Annotated in this window: 1 protein-coding gene; it reads right to left on the reverse strand. The window is 29.5% G+C overall.

From position 1 onward, the window contains the following. Positions 1-82 precede the first annotated feature (82 nt). Complete coding sequence (locus tag DTJ15_RS09065; RefSeq protein ID WP_249109863.1) at positions 83-1,087, reverse strand: protein rep; 1,005 nt, start codon at positions 1,085-1,087, stop codon at positions 83-85. Positions 1,088-1,124 lie beyond the last annotated feature (37 nt).

Genomic DNA, 1,124 nt, shown 5'->3' on the forward strand with positions numbered 1-1,124 from the left:
AAAAAAAAAAAATGTAAAGTGTCTCACTTTTGTCTCACCACTTTTTTTAAAAAAAGTCATAAAAAAACGCTAACTTTATAAGCTAACGTTTCAAATCTTTTAAGTAATAATTTTGTTTCTCAAAGTTCCAAATTGCCGTAATTGAATGTGCTTTTTCTTCTTCACCTGTTGTTCTATCTTCGTCACTTGTATTAATTAAATTGCCATCTTCAGCATCGTCTAAATTTAAAATTTTATGTTTTTGTTTAAGCAAACCACCATAACTCAACATACGTTTTCGGTATAAACCTTTTTCTAAATCATTTACGATTTCTTGATTTTTTTCGTCATCATCAGTTAAAAAATCAGATGACTTAACCGAGTATTTTGAAGTCTCTTTGATAGCTGCTTGAATATCTTTATCGCCTTTTTGATTTGGTTTGATCGCTTTAATATTTGCGACTGGTCGATAATCAACTTGTAATGCTTTTTGCCATAAACTGACCCATTCTGTCTGCGTAATATAATTTTCTTTTTTTCTAAAATACGCATTCTCAACACATAATAAAACATGCATATGTTGATTGTAACTACCATCATTTTTATTAACCGTAACTTCTGTTGATCGCATAAAACCAATTAAATTTTTACTGATTTTTTTATATTTAAATAATCTTCTAAATGATTCAGTTAAATGTTTTAAACTTTGTTCTAAAGTTTCACCATCTATCGCATTTCTTGTCGATAACGTAAGAAACAACCAACGTGCAGTTGGCTTTTCTTTAACCACTTTTTCAATCACTTTTTGAGCTTGATAACTATTTTTCATAGCACGCCTCCAATTACAAACTGGGCATAATTTCGACTTACAAAACCATGTCTTATGTAATTTCAAATAACCTTCATCAGTTGGCTTGAACTCTAAGACATTACCACATTGCTTTACGTTAAAAGCCTTTTTGATTTTTAAGATTTCCAGTATATCTGCATAACTTACATTATCTATTTTCTTTTCTCTCCATGGGCGTTGTTTCCCACTTTTCGTCATATCTTTTAATGTTTTATTATCTTGATTTTCGTCTATATATTTTGTATGATTATCTTGCATATATAAAGACCTCCAGTATTAAGTTGATGAGTGGATG

This window comes from Parasaccharibacter sp. TMW 2.1891, assembly GCF_023337675.1.
GTDB classification, from domain to species: Bacteria; Pseudomonadota; Alphaproteobacteria; order Acetobacterales; family Acetobacteraceae; genus Bombella; species Bombella apis.

Coding starts and splice junctions, on each gene's coding strand:
- DTJ15_RS09065 (WP_249109863.1), bottom strand. CDS start 1,087: ATGCAAGATAATCATACAAAATATATAGACGAAAATCAAGATAATAAA.